Source organism: uncultured Cardiobacterium sp. (assembly GCF_938028185.1).
In the GTDB taxonomy this organism is placed as follows: domain Bacteria; phylum Pseudomonadota; class Gammaproteobacteria; order Cardiobacteriales; family Cardiobacteriaceae; genus Cardiobacterium.
Genome location: NZ_CALJAH010000340.1, coordinates 1 through 1499, shown reverse-complemented (window position 1 = coordinate 1499; position 1499 = coordinate 1). Strand labels below are relative to the sequence as shown.

Below are 1499 nucleotides of genomic sequence, written 5' to 3'. Positions count from 1 at the left end.
CGCAGCGCCTGCGGCAGCTTTTCACCCGCGATACCGTTGTCACCTTTCGTTAGGGCAATTCGGCGGCATGGAGAGAATTGTAGGGTGGGGCTTGCCCCACCATTGCATCCGGGCGCTCCGACGGGTTGGGGAACACTGTTGACTACGCACAGAATCCGCCATAGGGTGCGCCTCGGCGCACCATCCCGCTTTGACGCCAACGGCGACATCGAGAGCGTGCAGGAAATCGCCCCCGGCAGCCAACCGCACGGCGCGGCGAGAAAATCCCGGCGGAACCGTTGAACGACGCCTGGAGCGTGGCGTCGCGCGAATTACCGCGCGCTCTGTTCGCTGTGAAAGACGAAATGCTCGCGGATATGCGAGTGGACGAAATAGAAACTGTGGTCGTAGCGCGGGTGCCAGTTAATCCAGATTTCACCGCGGGCGATGCGCTCGGCGACGGTCGCTTCAAAAATATCGAGGCGGATTTTGCTGCCGAGATGGTCGTCGTCGCTGCCCTGGTCAATCCACAGCGGTAGCGGCGGCGCGTCCGGGTGCGCGGCGTACCAGTCGTTCGGGTCGAAATGCTGCGGTAGGTTAAAACGTGCGAGGTGTTCGTCGCCCCACGGCGTACCCATGAAGGCGAGCCACGGCGCCAGCGCCGAGGCGCTGTGGTAGCTGCCGGGGTGCGTGCGCGCGTGATAGATGGCGAGCGTGCCGCCGAAACCGTAGCCCATGATGCCGCGACCGGGCTTGAGCGCGAAATGCGCGGCGAGGACGGCGGGCAGTTCGTCTTGCAGATAAGCGGCAAGCGCCGTGTGTTCGCGCGCGTACTGGCCGGTGCGGGCGATGTCGTCGCCCTGATAGACGTTAAACAGGTCGGGAATGACGAGGATGGTGTCGTAGCGGTTGGCGTAGCGCTGGTAATCGCTTTGGCTGGCGACGAGGCGGGCGTTGGTTTGCAGCCCCGGCAGGTAATAGAGCACGTCGCAGGGGCGCGCTTTGCCGAGCGCGGAGAGCGGCAGGTAGATGGCGAGTTCGAGCGGACGATGCAGGGTTTCGGCGTAATGGCGGTAGAGGTGCTGTTCACCGCTGAAGCTGGTGTGTGATGCGAGCAGTTCGAGGGTCATGGCGGGTTCCGGGTGCGGGTTCGGCGGCGATTATAGCGGGCAGCGCAGAAAAAAACGCCGCATCAGCGGCGTTTCCAGCAGGCTGGCTCACAGCACCAGCGCGGCAATCCAGCCTGCGATGAGCAGCGGGATGTTGTAGTGAATGAAGGTCGGGATGACGGAATCTTTAATGTGATTGTGCTGGCCGTCGGCATTGAATCCCATCGTCGAGCCGAGGATGGTATCGGAGGCGGGTGCGCCCGCATCGCCGAGAACGCCCGCAGTGCCGATAATGGCGACGGTCGCCAGCGGCGAGAAGCCCATGCGCGCGCAGATAGGTACATAGATGGCGGCGATGATCGGCAGGGTGGAAAACGAGCTGCCGATGCCCATTGTCACCAGCAGGCCAAC

The 1499-nt window shown here is 63.4% G+C and carries 3 protein-coding genes; 1 reads left to right on the top strand and 2 read right to left on the bottom strand.

What is annotated here, in order from left to right; translation table 11 throughout:
- Positions 1-138: 138 nt before the first annotated feature.
- Positions 139-282 carry a hypothetical protein gene (locus Q0349_RS10000; protein ID WP_298080759.1) on the top strand — a complete coding sequence of 48 codons (144 nt, stop codon included), beginning with the start codon at positions 139-141 and terminating at the stop codon, positions 280-282.
- 29 nt (positions 283-311) lie between these two features.
- Here Q0349_RS10000 and Q0349_RS09995 read toward each other — a convergent pair whose 3' ends face one another.
- Together Q0349_RS09995 and Q0349_RS09990 are read right to left on the bottom strand one after the other, a co-directional pair.
- On the bottom strand, positions 312-1109 hold the full coding sequence (locus Q0349_RS09995) for an alpha/beta hydrolase-fold protein (RefSeq protein ID WP_298080758.1): 798 nt from the start codon (positions 1107-1109) through the stop codon (positions 312-314).
- An 87-nt stretch (positions 1110-1196) separates the two neighbouring features.
- Positions 1197-1499 (bottom strand): Na+/H+ antiporter NhaC family protein (locus Q0349_RS09990; protein ID WP_298080756.1); only part of this gene is annotated, 303 nt, incomplete at its 5' end.